The sequence below is a fragment of the Micromonospora coriariae genome (assembly GCF_900091455.1).
GTDB classification, from domain to species: domain Bacteria; phylum Actinomycetota; class Actinomycetes; order Mycobacteriales; family Micromonosporaceae; genus Micromonospora; species Micromonospora coriariae.
Genome location: NZ_LT607412.1, coordinates 6,021,796 through 6,045,577, shown reverse-complemented (window position 1 = coordinate 6,045,577; position 23,782 = coordinate 6,021,796). Strand labels below are relative to the sequence as shown.

Annotated in this window: 24 protein-coding genes; 7 read left to right on the top strand and 17 right to left on the bottom strand. The window is 72.6% G+C overall.

Features of this window, described 5'->3' with window-relative positions; translation table 11 throughout:
* Positions 1–10: 10 nt before the first annotated feature.
* The 3 genes from GA0070607_RS28005 (at position 11) to GA0070607_RS27995 (ending at position 2,934) form a co-directional block, all read left to right on the top strand.
* The gene (locus GA0070607_RS28005; RefSeq protein WP_089022152.1) at positions 11–352 is read left to right on the top strand and encodes a hypothetical protein; all 342 of its coding nucleotides are present in this window, start codon (positions 11–13) and stop codon (positions 350–352) included.
* Entirely contained in the window at positions 349–1,008 is a 660-nt protein-coding gene (locus GA0070607_RS28000; RefSeq protein WP_089020865.1) for a nucleotidyl transferase AbiEii/AbiGii toxin family protein, read from the top strand. Before GA0070607_RS28005 ends, GA0070607_RS28000 begins: the two co-directional genes overlap by 4 nt.
* A 135-nt stretch (positions 1,009–1,143) precedes the next feature.
* A complete protein-coding gene (locus GA0070607_RS27995; protein ID WP_089020864.1) occupies positions 1,144–2,934 on the top strand; it encodes a bifunctional metallophosphatase/5'-nucleotidase in 1,791 nt (596 codons plus the stop codon).
* Positions 2,935–3,012: 78 nt separating this feature from the next.
* Here the strand turns inward: GA0070607_RS27995 and GA0070607_RS32860 are convergent, their stop codons facing one another.
* Both GA0070607_RS32860 and GA0070607_RS27990 read right to left on the bottom strand, forming a co-directional pair.
* Positions 3,013–3,186, bottom strand: coding sequence for a hypothetical protein (locus GA0070607_RS32860; protein ID WP_172899118.1), 174 nt, complete (start codon positions 3,184–3,186; stop codon positions 3,013–3,015).
* A 116-nt stretch (positions 3,187–3,302) separates the two neighbouring features.
* Complete coding sequence (locus GA0070607_RS27990; protein ID WP_089020863.1) at positions 3,303–4,472, bottom strand: geranylgeranyl reductase family protein; 1,170 nt, start codon at positions 4,470–4,472, stop codon at positions 3,303–3,305.
* A 158-nt stretch (positions 4,473–4,630) separates the two neighbouring features.
* On the opposite strand from GA0070607_RS27990, the gene GA0070607_RS27985 reads away from it, so the two are divergent.
* The gene (locus GA0070607_RS27985) at positions 4,631–4,867 is read left to right on the top strand and encodes a hypothetical protein (protein WP_089020862.1); all 237 of its coding nucleotides are present in this window, start codon (positions 4,631–4,633) and stop codon (positions 4,865–4,867) included.
* 84 nt (positions 4,868–4,951) lie between these two features.
* On the top strand, positions 4,952–6,394 hold the full coding sequence (locus GA0070607_RS27980; RefSeq protein ID WP_089020861.1) for an MFS transporter: 1,443 nt from the start codon (positions 4,952–4,954) through the stop codon (positions 6,392–6,394).
* Between the two features lie 71 nt (positions 6,395–6,465).
* Here GA0070607_RS27980 and GA0070607_RS27975 read toward each other — a convergent pair whose 3' ends face one another.
* The 4 genes from GA0070607_RS27975 to GA0070607_RS27960 form a co-directional block, all read right to left on the bottom strand.
* Entirely contained in the window at positions 6,466–7,017 is a 552-nt protein-coding gene (locus GA0070607_RS27975) for a hypothetical protein (RefSeq protein ID WP_089017244.1), read from the bottom strand.
* A 914-nt stretch (positions 7,018–7,931) separates the two neighbouring features.
* Positions 7,932–8,564 (bottom strand): hypothetical protein, encoded by a 633-nt coding sequence (locus GA0070607_RS27970; protein ID WP_089020860.1) that lies wholly within the window; start codon positions 8,562–8,564, stop codon positions 7,932–7,934.
* A gap of 13 nt (positions 8,565–8,577) precedes the next feature.
* Positions 8,578–10,272 (bottom strand): DUF4012 domain-containing protein, encoded by a 1,695-nt coding sequence (locus GA0070607_RS27965; protein WP_231930438.1) that lies wholly within the window; start codon positions 10,270–10,272, stop codon positions 8,578–8,580.
* Between the two features lie 194 nt (positions 10,273–10,466).
* Positions 10,467–11,711, bottom strand: a complete 1,245-nt coding sequence (locus GA0070607_RS27960) for a glycosyltransferase family 4 protein (protein ID WP_089022151.1) — start codon at positions 11,709–11,711, stop codon at positions 10,467–10,469.
* A gap of 168 nt (positions 11,712–11,879) precedes the next feature.
* Here GA0070607_RS27960 and GA0070607_RS27955 point away from each other — a divergent pair, with 168 nt between their 5' ends.
* The gene (locus GA0070607_RS27955; protein WP_089020858.1) at positions 11,880–12,434 is read left to right on the top strand and encodes an arsenate reductase/protein-tyrosine-phosphatase family protein; all 555 of its coding nucleotides are present in this window, start codon (positions 11,880–11,882) and stop codon (positions 12,432–12,434) included.
* Here GA0070607_RS27955 and GA0070607_RS27950 read toward each other — a convergent pair.
* On the bottom strand, positions 12,415–13,875 hold the full coding sequence (locus GA0070607_RS27950) for a polysaccharide biosynthesis tyrosine autokinase (RefSeq protein WP_089020857.1): 1,461 nt from the start codon (positions 13,873–13,875) through the stop codon (positions 12,415–12,417). The genes GA0070607_RS27955 and GA0070607_RS27950 overlap by 20 nt on opposite strands.
* 337 nt (positions 13,876–14,212) lie before the next feature.
* Here GA0070607_RS27950 and nhaA point away from each other — a divergent pair, with 337 nt between their 5' ends.
* Positions 14,213–15,583: a Na+/H+ antiporter NhaA gene (nhaA, locus tag GA0070607_RS27945; RefSeq protein WP_089020856.1), complete on the top strand. Its 1,371-nt coding sequence runs from the start codon at positions 14,213–14,215 to the stop codon at positions 15,581–15,583.
* Positions 15,584–15,658: 75 nt separating this feature from the next.
* On the opposite strand, the gene GA0070607_RS27940 is transcribed toward nhaA, so the two are convergent.
* From GA0070607_RS27940 to GA0070607_RS27895, 10 genes are all read right to left on the bottom strand, one after another.
* Positions 15,659–15,856, bottom strand: coding sequence for a hypothetical protein (locus GA0070607_RS27940; protein WP_089020855.1), 198 nt, complete (start codon positions 15,854–15,856; stop codon positions 15,659–15,661).
* The gene (locus GA0070607_RS27935; RefSeq protein ID WP_197701182.1) at positions 15,853–16,182 is read right to left on the bottom strand and encodes a hypothetical protein; all 330 of its coding nucleotides are present in this window, start codon (positions 16,180–16,182) and stop codon (positions 15,853–15,855) included. Before GA0070607_RS27935 ends, GA0070607_RS27940 begins: the two co-directional genes overlap by 4 nt.
* Entirely contained in the window at positions 16,182–16,544 is a 363-nt protein-coding gene (locus GA0070607_RS27930) for a DUF1622 domain-containing protein (protein WP_089020854.1), read from the bottom strand. Before GA0070607_RS27930 ends, GA0070607_RS27935 begins: the two co-directional genes overlap by 1 nt.
* 39 nt (positions 16,545–16,583) lie before the next feature.
* On the bottom strand, positions 16,584–17,171 hold the full coding sequence (locus tag GA0070607_RS27925) for a TMEM165/GDT1 family protein (protein ID WP_074312328.1): 588 nt from the start codon (positions 17,169–17,171) through the stop codon (positions 16,584–16,586).
* A 214-nt stretch (positions 17,172–17,385) separates the two neighbouring features.
* A complete protein-coding gene (gene egtD / locus GA0070607_RS27920) occupies positions 17,386–18,351 on the bottom strand; it encodes an L-histidine N(alpha)-methyltransferase (RefSeq protein WP_089020853.1) in 966 nt (321 codons plus the stop codon).
* Between the two features lie 51 nt (positions 18,352–18,402).
* On the bottom strand, positions 18,403–19,149 hold the full coding sequence (gene egtC / locus GA0070607_RS27915) for an ergothioneine biosynthesis protein EgtC (RefSeq protein ID WP_089022150.1): 747 nt from the start codon (positions 19,147–19,149) through the stop codon (positions 18,403–18,405).
* A 40-nt stretch (positions 19,150–19,189) separates the two neighbouring features.
* On the bottom strand, positions 19,190–20,539 hold the full coding sequence (egtB, locus tag GA0070607_RS27910) for an ergothioneine biosynthesis protein EgtB (RefSeq protein WP_089020852.1): 1,350 nt from the start codon (positions 20,537–20,539) through the stop codon (positions 19,190–19,192).
* Between the two features lie 20 nt (positions 20,540–20,559).
* Positions 20,560–21,795 carry an ergothioneine biosynthesis glutamate--cysteine ligase EgtA gene (egtA, locus tag GA0070607_RS27905; protein ID WP_089020851.1) on the bottom strand — a complete coding sequence of 412 codons (1,236 nt, stop codon included), beginning with the start codon at positions 21,793–21,795 and terminating at the stop codon, positions 20,560–20,562.
* A 158-nt stretch (positions 21,796–21,953) separates the two neighbouring features.
* Complete coding sequence (locus GA0070607_RS27900) at positions 21,954–22,859, bottom strand: hypothetical protein (protein WP_089020850.1); 906 nt, start codon at positions 22,857–22,859, stop codon at positions 21,954–21,956.
* Between the two features lie 16 nt (positions 22,860–22,875).
* Complete coding sequence (locus GA0070607_RS27895; protein ID WP_197701181.1) at positions 22,876–23,589, bottom strand: RNA polymerase sigma factor; 714 nt, start codon at positions 23,587–23,589, stop codon at positions 22,876–22,878.
* Between the last annotated feature and the right edge of the window lie 193 nt (positions 23,590–23,782).

Sequence of the window (23,782 nt, the reverse complement as noted above, 5' to 3'; positions counted from 1 at the left end):
CCCTGACACCATGCAGGCCGTCTCCCCCACCACGACCGGCGTGGCCTTCCTGGCCCGCCCGGGTCGCCCTGCCGTGGTGGCGCGGACGCTCGTCGAGCTGGCCGGTCCCACCCGGGGCGTGGTGGAGCTACCGGTACGGCTGATGTGGAACGCCGAGCGCACCTTCGACCTCGGCGACCCCGACCAGCTGCTCTGGATGTACGAGAACGTGCTGCGGGAGACCACCCGCGCCGAAGACCTGCGCGTCCTGATCAACGGGCGGACGTTGCGCCGGGTGTGGCGGCTGCTGAACCTGCCCCGGGGCGTACGTCAGGCGTGGGAGAGCCGGCACCGGGGCCTGCGCGCGGCGTGATCGCACCACACCTGCACGAGTTCTACCGCGAGGTGGCGCGGGTGGCGCTCGCCGCGGCCGGCCCGCACCGGTTCGTGTTGGGCGGCGGGGTGGCCTGGGCCGCGCACGGGCTGGTCGCCCGCCCCACCGAGGACGTGGACCTCTTCGCCGACGTGGAGGGCGCCGCCGCGGCAGCCTCCGCCGGGGTACGCGTCGCGCTGGAGCGGGCAGGGTTCACGGTCACCGACGCCGACCCGGACAGCGACCTCGCCTACCTGTTCGACGGGTACGGGCGGGACATGAAGGACTTCGTGGTGAGTCGCGACGGGCGGCAGATCCGGCTCAGCCTGGCCCGCCTCGACCGGCAGCAGAGCCCGGTGGTGATGGACCTCGGTCCGGTGATGGACGTCCGTGACCTGGTCGCCAACAAGATCGCGGCGTTGGTCAACCGGCGGGAGGTTCGTGACTTCATCGACGTGGCGGCGGCTTTGGAGCACTACGACGTGACCGAGCTGCTGAAGCTGGCCCGGCAGGTCGACCCCGCGCTGGATCCGGCGGACGTACGCGCCGCCGGACGGTACCTGGACCGGCTGCCCGACCAACGCTTCAGCCGCTACGGCCTGGGCCCCGCGGACGTCGCCCGGGTCCGGCAGCGCCTGGCCACCTGGCCGCGCTGACCCTGGTCGTTGAGCGGGCCGGCCGTTGCGGGGGAATCGGCGGGAACGGTGGGGCTGGCGTGGCATGAGTGACACTTGCTGGTTATGGTGCGCGAGGCGCCCACGAGGCGCGTCCACCCCATGGAAAGGCACGTCATGACCTCTCCCTCCGGCCCGTCGCGTCGCCAGGTGCTCGCCGCCGCGGCCGCGGCGGCGACCGCCCCGCTGATCGCCGCCGCCCCCGCGCAGGCGGCCGGCGCGGCCCGGTCACGCACCTGGGACCTCACCCTCCTGGGCACGTCGGACACCCACGGCAACGTCTACAACTGGGACTACTACCGGGACGCCGAGTACGACGACAGCAAGCAGAACGACATCGGCGTCGCGAAGTTGGCCACCCTGATCAACCAGATCCGGGCCGAGCGGCGCGGCAAGGCGACGCTGGTGCTCGACGCCGGCGACACCATCCAGGGCACGCCACTGGCCACGTACTACGCCAAGCAGGAGCCGATCACCGCCACCGGGGAGAAGCACCCGATGGCCCGCGCGATGAACATCATCGACTACGACGCGGTGACGCTGGGCAACCACGAGTTCAACTACGGCCTGCCGCTGCTGGACCTGTGGATCCGCCAGCTCGGCTTCCCGGCGCTCGCCGCGAACGCGATCAACGCGAAGACCGGCAAGCCGGCCTTCCTGCCGTACGTCATCAAGAAGGTCTCCCTCGGCTTCGCCGCGCCGACCCTGCGGGTCGGCATCCTCGGCCTGACCAACCCCGGTGTGGCGATCTGGGACAAGGGCAACGTCGAGGGCAAGCTGCGCTTCGACGACATGGTCGCGACAGCGGCGAAGTGGGTGCCGATCATGCGGGCCCGTGGCGCCGATCTCGTGCTGATCTCCGCGCACGGCGGCGACAGCGGCACCTCCAGCTACGGCCCGGAGCTGCCGAACGAGAACCCGGTCGCGCTGATCGCCCAGCAGGTGCCGGGGATCGACGCGATCCTCTTCGGCCACGCCCACAACGAGGTCGTGGAGAAGTTCGTCACGAACGAGAAGACCGGCGAGCAGGTGCTGCTCTCCGAGCCGTCGAAGTGGGGCCAGCGGCTCACCCGGATGGACTTCACGCTCGCCCGCCAGCACGGCCGCTGGAAGATCACCACCAAGCGGGCCAGCATGCTGAACACCAACACGGTGGTGGAGGACCCGAAGGTCCTCGCCGCCGTACGGGCCCAGCACCAGAAGACCATCGCCTACGTCAACCAGGTGGTGGCCCAGGCCACCGTCGAGATGTCCACCGTCGAGTCGCGGTACAAGGACACCCCGATCGTGGACTTCATCAACCACGTCCAGGCCGAGACGGTGACCACGGCACTGGCTGGCACGCAGTACGCGAACCTGCCGGTGCTGTCGCAGGCCTCACCGTTCAGCCGCACGGCGGTCTTCCCGGCCGGGGACGTGAAGATCCGCGACGTGGCGGGGCTGTACGTCTTCGACAACACCCTCGAGGCCGTCGTGCTCAGCGGCGCGGAGGTACGGGCGTACCTGGAGTACTCGGCGAAGTACTTCCGCACCCTCGCCCCGGGCGCCCCGGTCGACCCCGAGCAGATCAGCGACCCGGCGGTGCCGGACTACAACTACGACGCGCTCTCCGGCGTCGACTACGACATCGACATCTCCAAGCCGGTCGGCCAGCGGATCACCCGGCTGGTGCTGCCCGGCACCGACACCCCGGTGGCGGACAACGCGCAGTTCGTGGTGGCGGTGAACAACTACCGGCGCAGCGGCGGCGGCAACTTCCCCGGCATCGTGAAGACCCAGGTCTACAACGCGCAGCAGGAGATCCGCCAGCTGCTCATCGACTGGGCGCAGGCCAAGGCGACCATCGACCCGGCCGACTTCTTCCAGCCCAACTGGCAGCTGGTGCGCGAGGGCGTGCCGGTCTTCTGACCGGGGGGTGCCGGTCGCGGACCGGTACGCACCGCGAACGGGCCGTGGGTGGCGACACCTGCGGCCCGTTCCGCGTTCTCAGCCCTGCACGTTCCAGCGGATGGGGTCCTCGGCCTTGTCCGGGCGGTCACGTCCCGGATCGGTCTCGGTCAGCTCCACCCGCTCCTCGGGGCGGACGGAGGGCGGCAGCTCCCCGAACCGGACGTGGCGCAGGAACGCGTACTCATCATCGGTGAACGGCTGCTCGGCCATCGGCGCACCCCCTGCTCTCCCGTCATTGTGTGACGGTCGGAGCGACCCGCACCAGCAGTCCGGTCGGCGCGATTTCCCTGACGTTCGGGTACGGCCGTCACCATCCGTAAGGCATCCTAGGATCCTGGGTGATGGACTGGCGCCGGAGCAGGCCGGCGGCGAGGAACAGGTAGCCGGTCGAGCACCGCGAGCGCCGCACGTATCGACCGGCGTGCCAGCATCTCGTCGAAGCTCGCCCGGCCCTGACAGAACTGGACGAACATCCTCCACCCCGGCGGGGTCGCCAACAGGGCGTGGAACGCCTCCGGGCGGCGGGTGAAAAGCTCCAGCAGGCGGTACCCCGCCCGCATCGACGGCACCAGGCGCTCGGCCACCGCCCGCTCGTACCCGGCCAACTCGCCGTCGGCGACCGCCGCCCCGGCCAGTTCACCGGAGCGCAGCGCGAAGCTGATGCCCTCCCGGCTCCACGGCTCCAGCAGCCCGGCCGCGTCCCCCACGACCAGCACCCGGCCGTGCCGCAACGGCGAATCCTCGGTACGGCAGCGCGTCAGGTGACCTGAGTCGTGCTCCGCCGGCAGCCCGCTCAGCCCCAACCGGTCGACGAACCGCCGCAGGTAGTCACGCGTCCCCTCCCCCGCACCCCGGCCCGCGATCACACCGACGGTCAGCCGATCGCCCTTGGGAAAGACCCACGCGTACGAGCCCGGCATCTCGCCCCAGTCCAGCAGCAGCCGTCCCCGCCACCGCTCCTGCTCCGCGGGCGGCACCGGCACCTCCAACTCCAACCCCAGGTCCACCTGCCGGTAACGGACCCCCACGTGCCGGGCGGTCACCCCCGAGGAGCCGTCCGCGCCGATCACCGCGCGGGCCGTGATCGACGTACCGTCGGCCAGCCGCAGGCGTACCACCTCGGGGTCCTGCTCGATCGCGCGGACCGCCACCCGCTCCCGCATCTGCGCGCCGGCGGCGACCGCCGCCGCGCGCAGCCGGTCGTCGAACTCCTCGCGGCGCACCATGGTCACCACCGGACTGCCGTGCCGGCGGGTGAACTCACGGCGGCCGTCGCGGGTGAAGGTCACCCGGGTCACCCGGTCGTGCGCGGGCACCTCGATCCGGTCCCGCACGGCGGCCAGTGAGGTGCCGATCAGGCCACCGCCGCAGGTCTTGTAACGCGGGTGCTCGGCCCGCTCGACAACCAGGGTACGGACGCCGGCGCGGGCGGCGGCATGGGCCGCGGAGAGGCCTGCGGGGCCGGCGCCGACGACGACGAGATCCCAGACGATCACGGGTGCAGCCTAGGGCACCACTGGCCGCCCGGCCCGGCCGCCGCGCATCCCGCGGCCCGCGCCGACCGCCCGATCGGGTGGGCATCTTCGGTCACCCAGGGGGTAAGCGCCGCAGCGCAACCGTCTGCGCAGGGGCAGACGAGCCGAAGGAGGATGTCATGCAGCAGGTGCAACTGTCGGAGATTGAGCAACGGGTGTACCAGGCGGTCACCGCACTCGAAGCGCGCGGCGAGGTGCCGTACCCGGACATGATCGCCGAAGAGTCCGGGCTGGTACCGGAGCAGTTGGACGCGCCGCTGCACCTGCTCACCGAGAAGGGCCTGCTGCACCGCGAGGACTCACCGATGGCGGGCCTCGACTTCGGGCCCCGGTTCTGCGCCCGCCAGATGGCGTGACCCGCGGTACGGCCCTCGACGATTCGCCCCCCGCTGACCGGGGTAGCGATCAGGGATGATGATCGACGGTCAACGGGGGGCACGATGACAGCGGCGCTCTCGCCGCAGCCGGTCGACCCGGCGGAGAACCGACGACGCTGGCAGGCCGTCGGCGTCGGGCTGGTCGCCGCGTTCATGACGCTGCTCGACGTGAGCATCGTCAACGTCGCCGTGCCGTCCATCGACCGTGCGCTGCACGCCTCCCCCAGCGACCTGCAGTGGGTCCTCTCGGGGTACGCGCTCACCTTCGGCCTGGTGCTCGTGCCCGCCGGCCGCTTCGGTGACGCCCGTGGCCGGCGCAACGCGTTCGTCTTCGGCATCGCGCTGTTCACCGTGACCAGCGCCCTCGCCGGTCTGGCCACCTCCCCGACGTGGCTGGTCATCGCCCGCCTGCTCCAAGGCGCCGCCGCCGGCGTGGTCAACCCCCAGGTGATCGGGCTGATCCAGCAACTGTTCCGGGGGCCGGAACGGGCCCGCCCGTTCGGGGTGCTCGGCGCCACAATCGGTATCTCCACAGCCGTCGGGCCGCTGCTCGGCGGTCTGCTCATCGCGATCGGCGGTGAGGAACACGGGTGGCGGTGGGTCTTCTTCGTCAACGTGCCGGTCGGCATCGTCGCGGCGATCCTCGGCTGGCGCCTGCTTCCCGGCCGCCCCGAGGGCCAGCCGGACCGGCGCCGACTCGACCCGGTGGGCGTCCTGCTGCTCGGCGTGGGCGTGGTGCTGATCCTGCTGCCGCTGGTGCAGGAGCAACAGTGGCGGACCCCGTGGAAGTGGGCGCTCATCCCGGCCGGCATGGCGGTGCTGGTCGCCTTCGGGCTCTGGGAGCGGTGGTACGCGCGGCACCGCGAACCGTTGTTCGACCTGCGGTTGTTCAGCTTCCAGTCGTACACCCTGGGGTCGCTCATCGCTCTGGTCTACTTCGGTGGTTTCACCGCGATCTTCTTCATCTTCACCCTCTTCCTGCAGAACGGCCTGGGCTACAGCGCGCTCGTCGCCGGCCTCGCCATCACGCCGTTCGCCCTCGGTTCGGCCGCGGCCTCCGCGCTGGGCGGACGCATCGTCAACCGCTTCGGCCGACCGCTCGTCGCCATCGGCCTGCTCGGCGTGGTGATCGGGCTGGCCGCGACGGTGGTCGCGCTGCGTCTCGCGCCGGACGCCCCAGCACCCTGGGTCACCGCCGCTCCGCTGCTGGTCGCGGGTATCGGCAGCGGCCTGGTGATCGCACCCAACCAGACCCTCACCCTCGCCCAGGTGCCGGTACCCCAGGCGGGCAGCGGCGCCGGCATGCTCCAGACCGGTCAGCGGATCGGGGCCGCGGCCGGCATCGCCGCCGTCGGCTCGATGTTCTTCTCGTCGCTGGCCGACAACCACGGCAACTGGACCAAGGCCTTCGAACACTCACTCACGCTGGCCACCGGGATCATCGCGCTCGCGCTGATCGCCGCGCTGATCGACATCCTGCGCACGCGCAACCACACCAAGGACTGACAACCCGAGGGGTACGCCGCTGGCCGGCACCCCGGGTTGGGGTGCCGGCCAGCGGTCAATGTGTGGTTGGGTCAGCTGTTCCAGTGCTGGGCGACCAGGTCGGTGGCCTGCTGCTCCCACTGGGCGTAGGCGTCCGGGTAGGCGGAGACCTGCACGGTCTGCGCGGCGTCGGTCAGCGCCATGTCCTGCCACCCGTCGACCTGCTTGAGACCCTTGAGGAACGCGGTGGTCGAGTACTCGGGGTTGGTGATCTGCTCCGGTGTGCCCCAACCACTGGAGGGGCGCTGCTGGAACAGGCCCAGCGAGTCATGGTCGTTCATGTCGCCGAGGTGGCCCAGGTTCTCCAGCTTCGACTCCTGCAGGCTGGTGGCGATGGAGATGACCGCGGCCCGCTCGGGCAGGCCGGCCTTCTTCGTCGCGGCGATGATCGCCTTGACGTTCGCGGTCTGCTCGTCGTTCAGGTCGATGTGCGACTGCGCGCCCTGCACCTTGGCCACCGCCACGGCGGCGGGCTTGCCGTCCACGGCGGGGGCGGCGTGTGCGGCGATCGGACCGGCGAACACACCACCGGCGAACGCGAGACCAGCAACGGACAGCATGCTCTTACGAATGATCGTGTTCATGAGGGGTCAGCTCCTTCACGGGGGTAGACACCCGCGCTGGCGATCCGGGGGGAAACGGCGCAGGGTGCGAGCACCTCGTCGGGCGCTTTCAACTACACGGAGGAAAGTCTTTCGGCGGCCTACGGGCGGGGGGTTCGTGGCGCCGGGTCTGTGTGTAACGACCGGCGGGCCGGGCTCATTCCGGGGTTGGCTCAGCACCCTGGTCTGGCTGCCATCCCCATCCTGCGGGGTGGGGGGCGGGCCGGTGGTGCTGCGATCGTCAGGGTGTGTAACGACCCCCGGCCCGCCACGATTCCGGCCCACGGATGCGCCCGGTCACAGCCCAGAAACCCCGATACCGGACATTCGACGCGCAGATCGCCGGCGGTCGCGCCGCCGGTTCGCCCGGCTGGGGAGAGATCGACTCGGTATCGCCGATATCGGGGTATCAGGTCGCCCGGGATACCCCGACATCGCCGACATCGAGTCGATCACGCTGAACGAGGCGCGCGCCCGGCGAGGTGGTCACCGAGCGGTATACCTCACAGGCATATTTATGCCTCAGAGGTATACCGCTCACCACAGCGACCACCCGCGAGGGGGCGGCTGGGACCGAGCGGGGGCGGCGAGCGCCAGCGGGATGCGGCCCAGTGCAGGGAAGCGCCGACCGCGCAGAGGTCGGAACGGACGGCGACCACCCGACGGTGTGGGGCCCGCCGTGCCCGGCGTAGGGATCAAGCCTGACCGCCCGAAGCCGGGCACGGCGGGCCCCACACCGCACCAACCCAGCACACCATGGGGACCCCGACCACGACCGCAGGCCACGCCGCCGAGCCGCAACCGGCGTCATGGCACAGACAGGCTGGCGCCCGTCGGACACTCCGACGGGCGCCAGCCTGCGGTGCTCCCGGGCCCTGCCCGGTTGGTGCTACGGATCAGTGCGCGGCCCCACCGAGGCGCTGGCGACGACGCCAGGCGAGAGTCAGCAGCAGCATGACCGCGCCGGCGCCGACCAGGCCGCCGCCGAGCTTCATGGGCGTGCCGAGGCTGCTACCCGTGACGGGCAGCGGCTGCTTCTTGTGCAGCACCCGAAGCTCGGTGCTGGCGCTCCGGTCGGACACCCGACCGGTGGCGGTGAAGGTCAGCAGACCCGTCACCGACGGCTTGTAGCTTCGGGTGAACTTGCCGGCGCCGTTGGTACGCGCCGTGAAGTGCAGCGGTGCGCTCGCCTGGTACGCCACCGGGGCCATCGCCACGGTGCTGCCGTCGCTGCGTCGGGCTGGCGCCTGACCGGCGGCCGGAGCGGCCAGCGGCGTGACCGACACGGCGATGTCGACGATCTCGTTCGGACCGAAGCCGGTGCCGGTCAGCACGACCGTCTCGCCGAGGAAGATCGTCGGCCGGTTGACGGTCAGCAACGGGGGTGCGGGCACGTACGGCGGTGGCTGTGGCGTGTCCGTGATCGACGGCGACGGCTGCGGCTGCGGCTGTGCCGCCCCCGCCGCGGTCGGCACGGCCACCACGGCCAGGCCGACCGTGAGCGCCATGATGATGCGGGATAGCCGCATGATTGGTTCCCTCCTACTGGTCACAGCTTGGTGCGGAATGAACTTGGGTGGTCCAAGGGCTGGCGGTGGGGGTCAGCCACAGCTCGGCCTGTCCGACGCCGGTCTTCGCGGTCAACACGGTGACCTCCAAGACCCGTTCGGCGCCGGGGCTCGCCTCGACGTTGGCCGTGGCGACCTGCCGGCGTCGTTCGGTACCGCTGCCCATTGCGATCTCCGTGCCGTCAAGGCGCGCGTCGAGCACACTTCCGCCCGCCGGGCTGAAGATCGACACCAGCGTGCGGATGGTGTACGGGTCCCCTGCCATGCCGAGGCCGAGGACCGACTCACTGAGTCCGGACTTCGGCGCCGTCGAGCGCAGGGTCACCCGCAGCCGGAGCTCACGGCGGCCGTCGGGCCGGCATTCGCCGACCGTGAGGTTCGCCGTCGGCCGCAGGTAGTAGCCGAGCTTCGCGCCGCTGCCGTCGTTGAGGAACACGCCGACCGTCGGCACGGTGTCCTGTTCCGGAAGCGTCCCGGCCATCCGGCTGTCGCCGAACGTCCGCTGTTCCTCCGGTCGGGCACTCCAGAACAATATCCGGCGTTCGGTGATAGCACGGTCGAATGCGGACAACAACACCCGTGGGTTGACATTCTTCTTAAAGAAGGCGTCGAACACCGCTGCGGCGGATGCCGTGAAGAAGGCGTCCTGCTCCTTGATGTCCAACCGCTGGTAGGTGTCGCTGAGCAGGGTCTGCACGACCTTCTCGCTGGCCAGCGGGACGCCGCCGGGCACCAGGACCGGGCCGGTCGCCTTGAGCAGGTAGGACAGCACCACCGGGTCGACGGCGAGCACGCCGTCGACCGTGGTGCCGGTCTTGCGGCGGATCATCTCCCGGTACAGCGCTGCGGCTGTCGGGAAGTGCGGGGTCAGATTGACGTCGGCGGGATAGATGCCGGGCAGATCGGTCCAGACCGCCTTGATCTCGGCGGGCAGCTTCAGTGCGGGGCTGAACCGGCCGAGGGAGGCGCTGCTGCCCTGCCGGCCCATCCGGACCTGGCCGTTCTCGGCCTCGATCATCGCGTACGCGCCGAACATGCCGCCGGTGGCGCGCAACTCGGCCAGGTTCTGCGAGACCAGCAGGTACCGACGTGGGCCGTTCGCGCCGAGCAGCGGCGGCAGCAGCCGTGCGCCCTGATCGGCGGCCGTGGTGAGGCCGGCCAGCCGGTCGATCTCGCCGCGCAGGTCGGTCAACGCCTGCCGGATCTGACTGACCAGCCGGTCGCCGGGCACCGCGGCCAGGTCCCGGCGGGTTTGCTGCACCGCGCCGTCCACCCGGGACAACTCGGCGGAGGCCCCGCTGAGCCGCGCCAGATCCAGCCGACCCTCGGTCGGCACCAGGCTGGTCAGGTCCATCCGGAGCAGGGTCGGGAACGCCTGGCGGGCCAGGTCGTCGATGGCGACGGCGATCTGCCGGACCGCGTCGAGGTCGTCGCCGGCGATCGGGGTATGCCGGCCGAGCTCCCAGCCAGGGTCGTCGGTCGCGGCCCGGGCCGCTCCGGACTGCTCCTGGAGGGCTGCGAGGGTCCGCAGAGCACGATCGGTGTCCCCGCCGACCACCTGGGCGCTCAGCTCGCGGGCCAGGCCAGCGGCGTTGAGCAGGTGGGCCCGCGCCTGCCAGCCGCGGAAGCCGATCCACCCGCCGGTCGCGAGCAGCAACGAGCCGACCACCAGGGCACCCAGCAGGGCCCGTCGCAGTCGGGCCCGCCTGCGGCGCCTGGACCGGCTTCGCCGCCGGCGCGGTCGTTCGCTCTCCTCCGTCACACCACACTCCCATTTAAGTGGAATCGGACAGAAGGTTCGATATCCCTGACGTTCTTAGCATCCGTCGAGGGATCTCGTACCGTTTTGGCGTTTCTTGTCCTTTACGCGAGGTTCCCTCGCGGATCGATGCGCTCGGTGACCCGGCCGGCGGCCTCGTGCAGCAGCCGCTCGATGCGGTCCACTCCGGCCGGCAACGACATCTCCCGCAGGTACGCCTCCCGGCCCCGGCGGCCCATCTCCGTGCGCGCCGACGGGGGGATGGTGGCGGCCAGCCAGAACCGGTCGGCCAGCGCCGCCCAATCCTCCGGCGGGCAGGACAACCCGGCCCGGGCGCGTTCCACCAGCTCGGCGGTGTCCCCGCCGGCCGAGGCGACCACCGGCGCGGCGCAGGAGAGCGCAGCCTGCAGCTTGCCGGGCACCATGCCCCGCAGCTCCGGCAGGTCACGCAGCATGACGAGCTGGTAGTCGGCAGCGGCGTACAGCTCGGGCATGTCCACCGGGGAGCGTCGCTCCACGAAACGGACGTTCTCCGCGCCCAGGTCAGCGGCGAGCCCCCGCACCCGCCGCTCGTCGGTGCCCGAGCCGACCAGGACCAGCTCCATCGTGCGGTCCAGCGCCGCGGCGGCCCGTACCGCGGTCTCCAGCCCCTGCCGGGCGCCGATGGTGCCGGCGTGCATCACCACGCACCGACCGTCGCGACCGACCAGCTGGCGGGCCGCCGGCCCGGGCGTCGCCGGGTGGAAGATCCGCTCGTCGGTCCAGTTCAGCACCAGCCGGACCCGGGCCGGGTCGGCGCCGGCGGCGACCACCAGGTCCCGCATCGACGGCGCGGCCACGGCGATCCGCGCGGCGGCCCGGTAGACACGGGCCATCGCGGTGCCCATCCGTGCCGCCCAGCGCCCGTCGCCGGCCTCGTCGCCGCCGTCGCGCGCCCAGACGTCCTGCACGTGCAGCACCGCCGGCACCCGGCCGAGCAGCCGGAGCACTCCGGCCGCGGCGAATGTGGTGGCCGGCAGCTGAAAGACGTAGAGCGCGTCCACGTCGCCGAGGAACCGGCGCGCGGCCAGCGTCGCGCTGCCGGCGAAGGAGAGATAGCTGGCCATCCTGCCGCCGGTGGACGCGGCGCCACCGGAGTACCGGGGCACCCGCCGCACGGAGAGCCGTTCGCTGTGCGTCTCGTGGTGCCAGCGCTGGCGCCAGCCCGGGTAGACGTGCCCACCCGGGTAGTCCGGGAACCCGGTGAGCACCCGGACCTCGTGCCCCCGTGCGGCCAACTCCTCGGCGAGGCTGCCGGGGATGAACGCCGGCTCCGGCGGAAAGTGGTACGACAGGATGCCGATCTTCACCGGACCACCGCCGTCCACGATGGATCCGCCTCGGCCGGCGCGGCACCGCGACCGGCGGGTGTCCGGTCCGCGTACGATGCCGACAACCCCTCCCCGCGCGGCCACCGGCGTCGACGCACCGCGCCAGCGGTGCGGCCGCCCGCGTCCGTACCGATGAAAGGGGCACCAATGGTCGACCGCGTGCTGTTCGTCTGCCACGCCAACCTGTGCCGGTCGCCGATGGCCGAGTACCTGGCTCGCCGACTGCTCGCCGACCGGCCGGTCACCGTGGCCAGCGCCGGGACCGACGCGATGGACGGGCTCACCATGCACCCGTACGCCATGGAGATCGCGACCGAGGCCGGCGCGGACCCGGCGGCGTTCCGCAGCCGGACGCTGCGCCCCGAGCATCTGGCTGACGCGACGCTGGTGCTGACCGCGACCCGGCGCCAGCGGTCGATCTGCACCTCGCTGGCGCCGGCCGCGCTGCACCGGACCTTCACCCTGCGCCAGTTCGGCCGGTTGGCCGCGGCGGCCGAGCCGCAGGCCGAGTCGGCCGACGACTCGCTGCGGGCCGCGATCGCCGCCGCCGCCCACGCCCGGGGGCGGCTGCAACCCGCCGCCCCGGACGCGGACGACCTACGGGACCCGATCGGCGGCACCGCCGCCGACTTCCGACGCTGCGCCGAGGAGATCGAACGATCGCTACGACCCCTCGCCGCGCTCATCGGGGCAGCCGGGTGAGTTCCTGGGTGCGGTCGCTGACGCCGTTGACCCCGGTGCTCTCGCTGTGCCGGGCGGACGTCGCCCGGTCGGTCGGCACCGACGGCGTGGCCGTGGAGGCGACCACCCGGTAGGCCTCGTACTGGTACGCCTCGGCCTTGGCCACCTTGGCCATGTTCAGCACGCAGCCGAGCAGCCGGACCGAGACCGAGTGCAGGGACCGGGCCGCCGCGGCCACCTGGGTCCGGGAGGTCCGGCCCTGCTGGGTCACCAGCAGCGCGCCGTCGGCCTGCACGGCCACCACCACACCGTCGGTCACCGCGAGCAGCGGCGCGGTGTCGATGATCACGATGTCCGCCGACTCACGCAGTGCCAGCAGCAGGTCCGCCATCGCCTTGGAGCCGAGCAGTTCGCTCGGGTTCGGCGGAGCGGAACCACTGGGCAGCACGAGCAGGGACTTGTCACCCCAGCGCTGCACCACGTCACCGACCTGGACGTCACCGACCAGCACGTCGGTGAGCCCGACCCCGGCGTCCAGGCCCAGGTACTCGTCGACCTTGGGACGGCGCAGGTCCGCGTCGACCAGCAGCACCCGCCAGCCCGCCTCGGCCAACGCGATGGCCAGGTTGCAGGAGAGCGTGGTCTTGCCCTCGCCCTGCAGAGCACTGGTCACGGCGATGACCCGGGCCGGCTCGTGCACGTCGACGAAGCGCAGGTTGGTGCGCAGCTTGCGGACCGCCTCGGCGCGCGCCGAGGTCGCCGCGTCGCCGACGATCAGCGGTGCGGAGCGGGCGCCGCTCTCGAACGGGATCTCACCGAGCAGCGGGCTGCCGGTGGCACGTTGCAGTCCGGCGGCGTCGCGCAGCCGCACGTCGGCCACGCCGCGCAGGATCGCCAGTCCGACGCCGAGCAGCAGACCGGCCAGCCCGCCGAGGGTCATGTTCCGTACCGGCTGCGGCGAGACCGGGCTGGCGCTGACCCGTGGACCGCTGACCACCTCGATCTTGATCGGCGCCTTGCCCTCGGGTGGCGTCTCGACCTTCTGCACGAGCTCGACGAACTTCGCGGCGAGGGTCTCTGTCACCCGCAGTGCCCGGCTCTGGTCGGTGTCGGTGATCGACGCGCGCAGCAGGACGGTGCCGGCCTCGGTTGAGGTGCTCACCCGGCGCTGCACCTCGTCCGCGGTGAGGCCGACCGGGTTCTCCGCCACCACGCTCTGCGCGAGCCGGTCGCTGCTGAGCAGGTCGGCGTACGACTTGACGCGCTGCTGGAGGAAGAGCCCACCCTGATAGGCGTCGGTGACGCCCTGGTTGGGGGTGGTGACGAAGAACGTCACCGAGGCGACGTACCGGGGTTGGGCCCGTACGGTCAGAAACGCCGAGACGCCCAGGGCCACCATGACGGTGACCAGCACGACCCACCAGTGCCGACGCACGTGGCGCAGTTGGCGGAGCAGGTCCATCAGGCGCGCCTCCGTGCCGGTCCGGTTACGCCAAAGAACTTCACGAAAACCCCCAAGGTCGTTTGTAAACTCGTGAAACCATTAAAGCCGCTCATACGGCTTATGTCCGGAGTTATCCATTTTCAGCGGTGACAAGTGCGCCCGCATGACCAACCCGAGAAACGTCCATTCGGCAGCGGTGACATCGGGGAAAAGTCGACAGCCGATCGGCCGGCAACCGGATCACCCCGCGGTCGCCGGCGCGGGCGAGCCCGGATAGGGTCGACAGCGGTGTGCCGGGAAGTCTGGTCGGCGAGTGATTCCTGCCGTCCCGACATCCCCGAGGTGAGCGCCGCCGATGACCGACCGCACCCCACCGTCCGACCGGTCCCGGCCGGCACGGCTGTTCTCGCGATCGTCCTGGCCGGAGGCCCGACACCTGGCCGACGTGCTGCGCACCGAGACCGTCGGTGGCGCGCTGCTGCTGCTCGGTGCCGTGGTCGCGCTGCTCTGGGCGAACTCCCCCTGGGCGGACTCGTACGCGCGGCTCGGCCACTGGGTGCCCTGGCCCGGCGGCACACGCTGGCACCTCGACCTGGACCTGGCCACCTGGGCCGCGGACGGCCTGCTGGCCATCTTCTTCTTCGTGGTGGGCCTGGAACTCAAGCGGGAGTTCGTCGCCGGCGAACTGCGCGACCCGCGGCGCGCCGCGCTGCCGGTGGTGGCGGCGCTCGGCGGAATGCTGCTGCCCGCGCTGATCTACGTGGCGGTCGTCCTGACCGCGGGCGGGGCGGGGTTGCGCGGATGGGCGATCCCGACCGCCACCGACATCGCCTTCGCGCTGGCCGTGCTCGCCGTGGTCAGCTCACACCTGCCCCAGGGCCTACGCGCCTTCCTGCTCACCCTCGCCGTGGTCGACGACCTGTTCGCGATCACCATCATCGCGATCTTCTACACCGCCGGCTTCCATCCCGTGCCGCTGCTCGCCGCGCTGGCGCCGATCGGGCTCTTCGCCCTGCTGGTGCGGCGCGGGCGCACCTGGTGGTGGGCACTGATCCCGCTCGCGGTGGCCACCTGGGCCCTGGTGCACGCCTCCGGGGTGCACGCCACGGTGGCCGGCGTCCTGCTCGGCTTCACCGTGCCGGTGCTGGCCGGCCGAAGCAGGGCGCGCGGCACGCCGGCCGCCGACCGGCCGGCGGTCGACGCGAGCGGGGACGCCGGCGGGCTCGCCGCGCACCTGGAACACCGCTGGCGACCGGTTTCGGCCGGCTTCGCGGTGCCGGTCTTCGCCCTGTTCGCCGCCGGCGTGACGCTGCGCGGCACCGACCTGGGCGCCCTGCTGACCGATCCGGTGGTGATCGCCATCGTCGCCGGACTGGTGTTCGGCAAGAGCATCGGCATCTTCGGGTCGACCTTCCTGCTGGCCCGTTTCACCCGCGCCGAACTGGATGAGGACATCACCTGGTCCGACCTGCTCGGGATCGCGATGCTGGCCGGCGTCGGGTTCACCGTGTCGCTGCTCATCGGCGACCTGGCGTTCGGCGCCGGCAGCACGGCCGACGACCGGGTAAAGGTGGCCGTGCTGACCGGGTCGGTGATCTCCGCCGGGTTGGCCGCCATCGTCCTGGTCCGCCGCAACGCCGCGTACCGCCGGGTGGCGCAGCGGGAGCAGCTGGACGCCGACGGCGACGGCGTGCCTGACGTCTATCAGCGCGACGGCGACGGCTGACCGGGGCGCCAGCCCGGCGGTCGACCGCTGCGCTCGACCGGTCGCCGTCGACCCCGGTCCGGTCCCGCCGTCCGGTCAGCGGCCGCGTTCGACGGGCCGGCGCTCCTCGGTCTCCTCGGACAGCGCCTCGGCCGTCGGCTCGGTGAGGTCGTCGCCGGGCACCGCCACCTCGTCGGCGAGGTCCTGTTCGTCGGGCTTCCCGCCGGGCTGTGGCTCGGGAGCGGTGGCACCGCCGGCGAAGCCGTACTCGTTCGGTTCGTCGTGCCTGCTCATGTGGTCGTCCTCCCACTCACGCCGGTGTCGCCTCGTACCGCCAACGGTAGGTGGTGATCGTCCGCGGCGCAGGGCGGCCGGGATTGTCGGCACGACCACGGCTGTGCGGCGCCCAGCGCCGCACCGAGCAGCAGGCGCAGCGCGACGATCGCCGCCGAGCCGGCCAGGGAAGCCCAGCTCGGATCGCCGACCAGCCGGAGCAGACCGGCAGCGGTCAGCAGTTCCAGCAGCACCCGGACGGCGGTCCGGCCGGCCCCGGTGGTGAGGAAGGTGACCACACCGGCGACCAGAGCCAGCGTGGTCACCGTGGTGACCAGCGCGCCCATCACGGGGAGCGTTCCCCCTCGGCCACCTGCCGCTGCTCCTGACGGATCTCCCGGCCCAGGAAGTAGTTCAGCGCCGTCCGGATCGTGGCGATCGCGGCCAGCTGGCCGATCTGGGTGAACGACGGGGACACCGCGGTGCGCAGCACGTCGGCCGCCAGCTGGAACTCCAGGCCGAGAGTCAGAAACCGTCCCAGGGTGAGCCGGATCGGGGTGAAGACAGCGGCGGTGCGGTGCCGCAGCCCCTCGACCACGAACCGCACCGCCGCCCAGACCGCGCCGACGAAGATCACCAGAGCGCCCGCGACCTCCACCACGGCGACCAGCACCTCGTCGCCCTGGCGCAGTAGCTCTCCCGCCTCCACCCCGGGCCGTTACCCGCCGCCGAGGCGGGTAGTCGGCACTCAGGTCAGCTGGCTCACCGCCTCCAGGATCAGCCAGAGGCCGCAGATGGCGAAGAGCACAGCGGCGCCGTACTTGATGGCCTTCTCCGGCAGGCGGCGGCCGAGCATGCGGCCGACCAGGATGGCCAGCGCGTCCGCGGCCACCATGCCGATGGTGGAGCCGAGCCAGGTGCCGAACCAGCCGTACTTGGTGGCCAGCGTGATCGTCGCGAGCATGGTCTTGTCGCCCAGTTCGGCCAGGAAGAACGCCACCGAGACCGCGATGATCGCGGACTTGCTGGTCTTCTCGGCCTTGCGCTTCTCCTCGTCGGTCAGGCTGTCCCCGCGCAGGGTCCACGCGCCGAACGCGAGAAACGCCAGCCCGGCCACCAGGGTGATCCACTCGGTGGGCAGCACGGCGCCGAGGCCCGAGCCGATGGCGACCGACGCCAGGTGCACCACCGCCGTGGCGACGGTGATGCCGATCAGCACCGGAACCGGCCGGAACCGCGTGGCGAAGGTCAGCGCCATCAACTGGGACTTGTCCCCCAGCTCGGCGACGAAGATGACGCCGAAGCTGACGACCAGCGCGGCGAAGAATCCTTCCATGACACCCTTCCCGTTCACGCCGGGAGGAGGTGCAGGGGCGCCCTCGACCCGGCTCCAAGAGCCTGAGTCGAAGGTCTCGCCCGCCCCGGAGACCGGGGCCGCGTGGCCGGATGCGGAACGCACCAGTATGTCGACCACGACATTGGGGGCTACTCCCCTTCGCGCGACCAGCCTAACCGATCACCGTTCGGCCGGCAGGGGCGGGTGAACCAGCTCACCGCGCCCGGGCCAGGGTGACCCCGAAAAGCCCATCCGGGTCGGTCCAGAACTCCGCCGCGACGAAACCCGCCGCGGCCAGCTCGGCGGCGACCCCCTCCGGGCGGAACTTCGCCGAGACCTCAGTGCGCAGCTCCTCCCCCGCGGCGAACTCCACTGTCAGGTCCAGCACCCGGACCCGCATCGGCCGGTTCGCGCGCAGCCGCATCTCGATCCACTCGTGGTCCGGATCCCAGCGGGCCACGTGCTCGAACGCCTCCGGATCGAAGTCGGCGCCCAGTTCCCGATTGATCACGTGCAGCACGTTCCGGTTGAACTCGGCCGTCACCCCGGCCGCGTCGTCGTACGCGGGCACGGTCACCGAGGGATCCTTCACCAGATCGGTGCCGAGCAGCAGCCAGTCGCCGACCTCCAACGCGGCGCGCATCGCGGCCAGGAACTCCGCCCGCTCGGCCGGCAGGAGGTTGCCGATGGTGCCGCCGAGGAACACCACCAACCGCCGGCCGCCGGTGGGCAGCCGGTCCAACTGCCGGGTGAAGTCCCCGACGATGCCGCGGACCCGCAGCCCCGGATAGTCGGCGGCGATCTCGGCGGTGGACCCGCGCAGCGCGCTGACCGACACGTCGAGCGGGACGAACGTGCCCAGATTGCCCTCACGGGTGAAGGCGTCCAACAGCAGCCGGGTCTTCTCGGACGAGCCGGAGCCGAGCTCGATCAACGTCTTGGCCCCGGTCAGCGCCACGATGTCCGGGGCGCGCTCGGCCAGCACCGTCCGCTCGGCCCGCGTCGGGTAGTACTCGGGCAAGCGGGTGATCTCCTCGAACAGCTCGCTGCCCCGGGCGTCGTAGAACCACTTCGGCGGCAGCCACTTCTGCTCGGCGCTCAGCCCGGCCCGGACGTCCTGGCGCAGCCCACGCTCCAGGTCCTGCTGCTCGAGGTAGATCTCCAGCGGTTCCGCCGTCATCACATCGCCTCTCTCTGCTCGGTCAACCGTTGCGTACCCCGCCGGCGCGTCTCACCGGGTCGGCAGTGGGCTCACCCGCACCTCGCTCGCGGTGACGGTCACCAGGTGCCCCTCCGGCACCGGGCGCCAGCCGGGGTCGTCGTCGTGCGGCTCGGAGGCGAGCAGCACCGAACCGGCCCCCGCGCGTACCGACAGCGCGTGCCCGGCCACGCTGGCCACCGCACGGCGGCCGTCGGTGAGCAGCAGGTTGAGCCGTGAACCCGGCGCCGCCGCGGCGACCTCGGCCACCGTCTGCCCGACCGCCTCCGCCGGATCGGCACCGGCGCGCAGCCGCTGCCGGACCAGCGCCCAGAGCAGCGCCGAGTCGGTCGCGGCGTCCAGAGTGAGCAGGTCGCGCACCGGCAGGCCTGCGGCGAGCGGCACCACTGTGTCGGGCCAGCCGCGCACCACCCCGTTGTGGCTGAACAACCACCGCCCCTCGGCGAACGGCGCGACGGCGCCGTCGAGCACCGCCATCCCGACGGTGGCCGAGCGGACGGCGGCGAGCACCGCACCGGCGCGGGTCACCGCCGCGAGCTGGGCGATGGTCGGGTCGCTCCAGATCGGCTGGGCCCGCCGGTAGCGCACCGGGTCGCCGTCACCCGGGTACCAGCCGATGCCGAACCCGTCGGCGTTGATCGTGCCGCCGCCGCGCATGTCGCGGGGCGCCCAGGACTGCCGCACCAGCGAGTACGGAGGATCGAACAGCAGCTCGGCCAGGGTGACCGGTGACCCCAGGTAGGCCAGGTGACGACACATCAGCGCACCCGGCCGGCCGGCGTACCGGTCGCGCGGAGGGTCATCGGTGCGACTCGTCCGGGCGGGCGTCACGGGCGCAGCGGAAGCCGCTGAAGATCTGCCGCCGGATCGGATAGTCCCAGTTGCGGAAGGTCCCCCGGCAGGCGGACCGGTCGGTGCCGAACGAGCCGCCGCGCAGCACCCGGTAGGCGTCGCCGAAGAAGACCTCCGAATATTCGCGGTACGGGAACGCGGTGAAGCCGGGATGCCCCCGGAAGGTGGTCGAGGTCCACTCCCAGACGTCACCGATGAGCTGGTGCACACCCAGTGGTGAGGCGCCGGCCGGGTAGGCGCCCACCTGGGCCGGCCGCAGGTGGCGTTGACCGAGGTTCGCGTGGACGTCTGTCGGGTCGTCGTCGCCCCACGGGTAGCGGCGGGACCGCCCGGTCACCGGGTCCCAACGGGCCGCCTTCTCCCACTCCGCCTCGGTCGGCAGCCGTTTGCCGGCCCACGCCGCGTACGCCTGCGCCTCGTACCAGCAGACGTGCACCACCGGCTCGTCGGCGCGGACCCGGTCCCACCGGCCGAACCGCTGGTAGGACCAGTTGTCGCCGTCGGGGCGCCAGTGCATCGGCGCGCTGAGCTCCTCCCGGAGCCGGTGGGCCCAACCCGCCGGGCTCCACCAGCGTGGATCGGTGTAGCCACCGTCGGCGATGAAGGCCTGGTACTGGCCGTTGGTGACCGGGGCGGCGTCGATGACGTACGCGGGCAGGTCGACGCGGTGGGCGGGGCGTTCGTTGTCCAGGGCCCACGGGTCGGTGTCGGTGCCCATGGTGAACGGGCCGGCCGGGACCAGCACCTCCCCGGCGACCCCGGCGGGCGGCTCCGGCGGAGGCGGAGCGTGCAGCACGGCCGGACCCGAGCGCAGCTGGTGGGTGGCGAGCATCGTCTCGTCGTGCTGTTGCTCGTGTTGGACGATCATGCCGAAGGCGAACCCGTCGGCGACCAGCGGCCGCTCGGTGAAGGTCACCGCGTCGAGCAGGTCGTGCACCTTGTCCCGGACCGTGCCCAGGTAGGCGCGCGCCTCGGCGGGTGGCAGCAGGGGCAGCGCGGGGCGGTCCCGGCGGGGCTGCTTGAACGCGTCGTACAACTCGTCGATGTCGCACCGGACCGGCTCGCGGCCCCCGACGTCGCGGACCAGCCACAGCTCCTCCTGGTTGCCGACGTGCGCCAGGTCCCACACCAGCGGCGACATCAGCGGCGAGTGCTGGCGCATCAGGTCGGCGTCGTCGACCACCTCGGTCAGCAGCGTGGTGCGGGACCGGGCCCGCGCCAGCTCCGCCGCGATCCGGACACGCAACCGCTCCCCGGTTACCGCATCGCCTTCCGTTCCCGACTGCGGGGCTCGCAACCCCGGCTCACTCCTCGCGCTCACCGGTCTCCCCTCTCCGCGGCGGCCAGCCGCCGCCGTACGTCACGCTGGATCTCGTCGTGGGTGCCGGCCGGCAGGTCGAGCCGGGGCAGCGTGGTCAGGGCCAGGTCGAGAAGCGCCGCCGCGGCGGTGGCCAGGGCCCGGTCCGCCAGAGCGTGCCGGGCGGCGGCCGACCAGCGGTGCGCCACCGGCGCGCCGATCGCGTACGCCGCGCGCACGGTGCCGGGGTCGGCGAACAGGGCGGTCAGCACCGCCGTCGGAAGCCGCCAGTCCCGGCCGGGCTGGGCGTCCAGGTAACGCAGCTCCAGGTAGCCGCGGGGACGCACCGGCGGAAAGAGGGTGCTGACGTGGTAGTCGAGGTCGTCGGTGGTGGGTGGGCGGGGCAGCGCCCCGTCGAGCCAGTCGGCGAAGGTCACGCCGGGTGGCGGGGTCCAGTCCGGGCCGTGCCGGCGCAGGCAGAGCAACGGCGCGCCGAGCACGTACCGGATCCAGGTGGCGGTCGGGTCCTCGTCGGCGCGGCCCGCTGCCCAGACCGGCCGGGTGCGGGCCGGGTCGATGGCCAGCCACGCGGCCATCCGGGCGGAGGCCCAGCCGGTGCGCCGCCCGGCGTGCCGGCTCGCTGAGGCGAACGCCGCGAGCAGCGGCGGGCCGACCGCGTGGGCCGTGGACCACCGCGCGGCGACCTGGTCCGGTTCGCCGGCGTCGAGGCAGACCTGCAGGCCGGCGGTGCTGTACATCATCGTCCGGCCGGCCGGACCGCGCCGGTCGAAGGCGCCGCGCATGGCGCGGTAGCGGGGAGTGTCGAGCACCGGGCGAGGCCGGCGGTGCGGGTCGATGCCGCTGCGGCCGAGGATCAGCCCGGCGGTGGCCAGCAGGTCGGTGACCTGGGCGATGTCGGCCTCAGTTGCCTGGATCAACGCGGCGATCGAGGAGCGCGGCGGGGTGGAGATCTCCAGCTGGCCGCCCGGCTCCACGGTCACCGTGCCGCCGTGTCGCAGCGGCTCGGCCGGGCTGGTGGCGTCCAGTGAGACGGGGCTGTGTGGCCCCAGCGCCGCCCGCAGCCGCACCGGATCGACGGGACGGGCGGGGTCGGCGGCGTCGTGCACGGTCCATTCCAGTTCGACGCCGGTGCGGGTGGGTGGACCGGTCTTGAAACAGATCCGGGCGAGGTGCCGGCCTGCGGCACCGGACTCGCGCAGGATCGCGCCGCGGTCCAGCTCGGGCGACGTCACCACCGGTCGGGCCCCCTCTCCCTGCGTCGGCGCCGGGACATCGTGCCACCGTAAACCCACCCACCGACACCGTCCGGGGCCGTCCACGGCGCCACCAACCTCTGTCTAACAGACGAATTTCCCGGTGTAGGGCGGAACGAACGCCCACGGCCGTCGGACGCTCACTCCGGGGCTGGCCGGCCGATCGCCGGGTGTGACGGCTTGGCCTTCGCCGACGTGAACGACCTCACCTTCGCCGACGTGGACGACTTCGCCTTCGCCGACGTGGACGACTTCGCCTTCGCCGACGTGGACGACTTCGCCTTCGCCGACGTGGACGGCTTCGCCTCGGGCACCAGCCGCTGGCAGTACGCCTCGACCTCGCCGGCACCGCCGGCGGCGGTCACCAGCTCCTGGAAGGCCTGCGTCCGCAGCGCCCTGTCCCGCTGCTCGGGCTTCTTGGCCTGCCAGGCGCGGCACAGTCCGCGCAGCTGGTCGGCGGGCGAGGGTGTACCGATCGCGGACGGCGTGCTGGTGGCGGACGGCGTGGGGGGTGTCGACCGGCCGGGCGAGGCGGTGCGGTCACCGGACGGGGCCGTCTCGACGTCGCTGGGGGTCGGGGATGGGTTGCTGCTGGGTGTCACCGGCACCGGGTCCGGCGCCCGGTCCAGGGTGACCGCCGCGAACGCGGCGCCCGCGGTGGCGGTGGCGGCCAGCGCGCCCATCCAGGCCACCGCGCTGGTGGTCAGCCGTCGGCGGTGCGGCCGGCCGGCGACGGTCGGGGCCTGGTTGGCCCGATCGGCCCGGAACGCGGCCAGTGCGGCCTCCTCACCGGCCAGCTCGCCAGGTCGGGCCGGACCGGCGGCCGCGGCGAGCAGCCGGGCCAACGGGTCCACCACGTGCACGTCGGGGTCGGCGGGGGTGGACGCGCGGACCTGGGCGGCTGCGGCATCCGGGACGGCGGGGCTGGAGGCTCGACCCTCTTCCGGCGCGGCGTCGGGAGTGGCGGAAGCGCCGGCACGGGCCGCGTCGAGCAGCCGCTCGGTCTCAGCCCGCTCGGCCCGCCGGTCCGGCCGGTTCGGGTTCATCCGGAATCCCCTCACGTCAGCCGTCCGCCGGTTCAGCGTTTGACGTCCGCGGGGACCGGCCGGTGCGCGGACGGGGCGGCGGCACGACCTCGGCGCCCACGGACGGCGCGGCGCCGTCGGTGCCCATCGACGGCGCGACGCCGTCGGCGGCCAGGGACGGCGCGACGCCCTCGGCGGCGGCCGGTGGTGTGGCCTGCTCCTGCCGTTCCATCAGGGCGGCGAGTCGCCGCAGGCCTCGGTGGGCGGCGGTCCGCACGGCGCCGGCCCGGCGGCCCAGCACACGGCCGGCGGACTCCGCGTCCAAGCCGATCACGGCGCGCAACAGGACCGCCTCGGCCTCGCGCGGCGGCAGGGTGGCGATCAGGGCCAGCGCCGCCTCGGTCCCGATCGTCTCGCCCGCCCGCTCGGCGGTGTCCGCGTCGCCGGCCAGGTCGGCGAGCGCCTGCACCGGGACCGGCAGCGACGGTCGGCGCCGCACGCGGCGCAGGTGGTCCATCGCCCGGTTGCGGGCGATGGTGACGGTCCAGGCGCGGAACTCGCCGCCGGTGAAGCTGGGCAGGTCGCGGGATATCTGCAGCCAGGTCTCCGACGCGACGTCCTCGGCGTCCGCGCCGACCAGGGCGGTCAGGTAGCGCAGCAGGCCGGGTTGGAGGCTGCGGTAGAGAAAGCGGAAGGCGTCCTCGTCCCCGTCCTGCGCCGCGGTGACCGCCTCCGACAGCTCGCCGGTCATCCGCGGGCCACGGATCGTCCGGGACGCCCCGCCCTGATCCACCACGCCGGAGCATTCCAGGCGGCGTGAGCCGTCGGCCCGACCAGCTCCCGCACCGCACCGCCCCTCCGCCGAACGTGATCGCGCCCGCGCCCTCGTTGGTCGGGGCGGGGGGTCTGGACCAGCGCCACGGCGGTCTCTTCTCGACGCGTTG